This is a genomic window from Commensalibacter sp. M0268, from assembly GCF_016101925.1.
Taxonomy (GTDB): domain Bacteria; phylum Pseudomonadota; class Alphaproteobacteria; order Acetobacterales; family Acetobacteraceae; genus Commensalibacter; species Commensalibacter melissae.
The window spans coordinates 476,091-481,088 of the sequence record NZ_JACFPQ010000002.1 but is presented as its reverse complement, the minus strand read 5'-3'; the positions used below and the strand labels follow the sequence as shown (position 1 = coordinate 481,088).

The window sequence follows — 4,998 nt, the reverse complement described above, 5'->3', positions numbered from 1 at the left end:
AAAGATACAGCTGGGGAACCAGTACCTGTCTGCCATCAACCAGCGCGGGAACATACCAGACAATATCCTTCGCAAGTGAGGCCTGCTGCTCCTTTGTCAAGGCGGTGCCGAATTTGAACCCGTGCTGGTCGGCCTCATCGGTCGCATTGTCGAGAAGTTCCTTCATCATATCAGCGGCATTGTTATAGGTTCCACCGACAAAGCTGTGCCCTGTTGCCTGAAGATATTGCTGCTGTATATAGTTGCTGTCAAACCCTGCATCCCCCAGGAACATATATGAGCCGGCAATATTCAGGTGATCAAGCAGATATTGCGACCCATAGAATTTCTGCAAGGATGTATATTGTGGACGGGTTTCAATAAGATAGCTTGACCCCTCCGGCACGCCACTTGTATTGACCTTACCCTGCTGGGTGGCAGCTTCACTGATTTTGCCCGCATCATTGATATTAACAGCCCGCCCTACCTTGGCTGGGGCTGTACCGGGTTTGGCAAGACTTTCATTATTGCTGATATTGTCAATATTACTGTTGCCATTAACATTGATATTACCAATTGTTTTATTACTATTAATATTGCCGTTACTGTTACCAATAACATTGATTTTACCACTCGTTTTATTATTATTGATATTGCCGTTATTGATACTGTGAATGTTTCCTCCGGTTATTTCACCAATACTGGCGGTGTCATTGCCCTTAATATCAGGATTAGGCCTGAACAAAGCGTGTCCACCGGCAATGGATGAGAGTATATCGTCAACACTTGCAGAAACTCCCTGATAATTAAAACCTGGAAGATGGACATGCAAACCCGGATCAATTCCCTCGGGATTGCCTACCCCACCATATCCTGGAAGCGTGGTGTTTTGACCGTTTACCCCTTTTCCACTTGATGAACTATTGACCAGATTACCTTCTCCAGGCCCATTCAATCCGTTTCTCCCCGTTTCACTCTGGACAGATGTCAATTGTTTTCCCGAGGGAAGGCTTGGATTGACCGTGACATAGTCATCAGGAGATGCATGTATCTTGATTGTCCGGTTATTAACCTGATTGGCCACTATCCCTATCAGGGTTCCACCTGCCATAATCGTGCCGCTCAATCCGGGGTTATATGAACTATCCCCCCATACATATGCAATATTCTTATTGTTACCATCTAATGGAGGTGGATGTGAATAAGGAGGATTGGCTGCATTGGCTGGATCTTTTGGATATAGAGATCGGCAAAGTTTACCATTGTGACATACCAGTTTAAAAGTTATATCATCTTTATACCCGATATTGTCCAGGGATGACGCATTCAGGGTCATATCATGACCCGCTTCCAAATGGCTTACATCATTGACAATCTTTCCGGAAGTTTCAATGATCAAGTCATGGCCGGCCGTAACAATGGCTGAACTGCCTTTCAAGGTTGTTCTTGTTCCAGTTTCCGTCACCTCAATCCTGGCTTTTGGATTACCCCTACCTTGGGATAGAAACATGTAAAAATAACCACTTGCTGGGGTCCCATCCGCTTTGTACATATCTTTGGGAGCGTAAACCTTGATCATTTTTACATTACCCTTCCAAAAATATTTGTATAAATTGCTATCCCCACCCCAGCCACTTGTATTTAAGTCTTCCTCAAGGGCTATCTGTTTGTTGGATTTTCCGTATCCTTCCTGTCCTTCATCGTTAATAGCCTTATCATAGATAGTAGTGCTGTCAATTGTTTCCGTAACAAGTTTCCCAGTATAGCTGTTGGTAAAAGAGGCGGCCTTGATTGCAATATCCCCATTGGCGCTCTGTGTACGAATTAACCCTCCCTTGTTGATTATATCCCCATCAACATCCATGGCGATAGATCCCAAATCCGACTGAATAACCCCATAATTATTCAGCGTGTTTTGTCCATTATTGCCTTTAATGTTGATTGTCAGGTTGTTTCCGCTACTTAATAATCCAGATTGATTGTTTTGAAGCGAGGTCCCATCCAAGACCAATCCATTCATGGCCAATATGACACCATTATTTATGATGTTTCTTCCCGTGACATGAATATCGCCATTAGAGGTTATCCCACCATCCTGTCCGGCTTCATAATCTCCATGAATATTGAGATTAACCAGACCACCTTCATTTGCTCCCCTTAACGCCCCGAAGATAATACTGTTATTTTTTAGATCCCCTTCAATTGTTGCATTCAGTGCGGCAGCAGAAAGAATCTGACCGGTGGATGAAAGTCCATTGCTTAGGACGTGCATATCTATATTACCTGAAGATTGTATAATACCGTTCTCATTCAGGTTTAAAAAGGATAGTGCCTGATTTTGCCGGTTAGCGGCAAGAACCATATTCCCCCTAACATTTTCATCAGTAGCTTGCTGCGTTATTATCATTCCACCCTGATTGTTTATATTCTTGGCATAAAGGTTCATTCCTGTTGCAGCTTGCAAAGTGCCTTTGTAATTGTTTAATTCATTTAATCCGTTTCCATTTTGATTTTGCGCGATCGTCGTGCCACCATTTGTACTGATAATTACTCCCTCAGAATTATCCAAAGATGGTGTAAAAATCTGGATACTTTGTTTTGCTTGAAACCATCCTTTATTATTTAAAGCTTGCAAAGCAATCAGATCTGCCGTGCCATTTGAGGTGAGAACCTGCCCATATCTGTCCAATGTTATACGAGGCGCAACAAGCGATAATGTTCCTGTGTCTGATCCGATTTGACCATGGGCTTGATTGTGAATAGCCGTATTGGAGTTAAGAACTAAACCTTTAGAGCCATATAAATAACCGTTTTCAAGATTATTGATATCTGCCGAGCTATTAGCAACAAGTTGACCTCCTGCAAGAATAAGCCCCTGATTAGTTAAAGCGGAAGCAGAAAGCGTTATGTTTCCTTGTTTATAGGCAGTAATCTCTCCATTATTTTTATTTGATAACAAAGAATCAGCTTGTAAATTTATATCCGAATTGGAATATATTCTGCCATTATCATTCACGAACGTATTGGCGAATACAGAGATATTCCCTGACGTATCAATATTTTGAATGATTCCTTGATTTTTCAAATATCCTTTCTGAATATTTAAAATAATAGAACCTTGATCTGCACTGATCATTCCGCTTTGACTGTTAACCAGGTTAGATGCAGACAGATTTATACCTTTTCCACCCCATAAATTCCCTTGATTTACAAAATCAGAACCAATCGTAAGTGATAATAATCCATTAGAAAGAATTTTACTTTCCTCAGAATTTTCAAGATGATTGGCAGCAAGATCAATATCACCAAAAGACTGAACCGTTCCTTTTTCATTTAAAAACTGTTCCAGCGCAAGAGCGGAAGATCCTTGATTGATACGGATATTTCCTTTTTGACTGGTCAATACACCATTATTGTTATTCAATTGTTTAGCCGCAATTGAAAGATCACTAAAAGCCTGTATATTCCCCTGATTGTTGTTAATTATATTAACTGGAACACTTTCCTGAACAGTCGATCCTCTTCCTTGCAATATTGTATTCGCATTTGTTGATAAAATGACACCATCAAGATTATTATCAATCCTGTCGGCAGTAAGATTGACAGTATCTTTTCCCTGGATCCATCCTCCTTCATTATCTATAACCTGTGAAGATATCTGAACAGTGTCACCAATCAATGAACCAGAAGCAAGCTTTTCATTATTAAAGGAAATTCCAGAATGGGTTGTTTGATTACCTGTTCGCTCTGATGTTTGGATATTTAATGAGTGAACAGCAGATACATACCCGTTATTTTCCAGAACGGAGGCAACAAGCTGTAAATTCTGATGACCAATCAAGATTCCTGCATTGTTAAACTTTGAAGAGAAAACCGTCAGGTCACCTCCCTGAACAAGAATTTGACCAACATGATCTTGGTTAATCCGATTTATGAACTGCTGATTAGCCTTTAAAGTGGCTTTCCCTTTTGCAAAAACGATACCCTCATTAATCATGGTTAGGCTATTTAGTAAAAGATGACTGTCCAAAGCATTTGTTTGAATATTTCCCAGATTAAATAATCCCTGTTGCCCCATCACAGTCAGGGTCAGATCATTATTACCGGTATAAATCAATCCTGAAATTCCGTTCGTTAAGGAATTAGAAGTTAAATCCAGTCCAGAACCTGCTGCAATCTGGCCATTATTACCAACATTACCAGTATATGTAGCGTGAATTTGCTTTTGTGCTGTCAATAAAGCCATATCATCACCTTGATAGGCAGCAGCATTGATTATAATATTTCCATTTGCCTGAATTTTGCCTGTATTTGTAATTGATGACAAAGTAGGAATAAGTTGTGAGGGTATAATAGCCAAATCACCATCTAGCGCCAGAATATTTCCTGAATTGTCTAAAAAAGGTGTTGATAACGTTAATCCCTTACTGGCTTGCAGAAATCCTCCATTACTTATTTTATCAGAAACATTTAAATGTAAATTATCATCACTTAAAATTTGTCCATTGTCATTTTGCAGTGTTTTAGCCGTCAGCTGCATGATCTTTCCAGACTGAATTACGCCTGAATACTGACCCATAGAATGGTTGATAACATCTCCACCCAATGTCAGGACAACCGCTTTTGATCCATTTATTAACCCTGTATTATTCAGAGAATTTGCTGCAATGTTAATGTCACCTTCTGACTGGATCATTCCGCCTTTTAAAGTATTATCTGTATCGGAAAAAGAACCTTCATTAGTTAAGAGATTGCCTATTAATAATTGCGTTGCTGTTTTACCGAATATAGAGCCTGAATTGGACAGAGAAGATGCCGATAAAGTTAAATAACCGTTAGAACTGTAAAGACTTCCCGCATTGAGAAGGCTATTGGCGATGGCAAGTGTTCCATTCCCGTTCAAGCTGCTAATGGAGGCATCCCTGTTGTTCAGGGAAAGGTTGTTCGCGACAAGGCTCAGACCCTGCCGAGCCTGAATGTTCCCCGAAACCTCCATGTTCCCGCCCGCATTGACCTGAA

The 4,998-nt window shown here is 40.5% G+C and carries 1 protein-coding gene; it reads right to left on the bottom strand.

All coding sequences use genetic code 11. From position 1 onward, the window contains the following. On the bottom strand, window positions 1-4,998 hold a 4,998-nt coding region (locus H3R28_RS05530; protein ID WP_198218609.1), incomplete at both ends, for a hypothetical protein.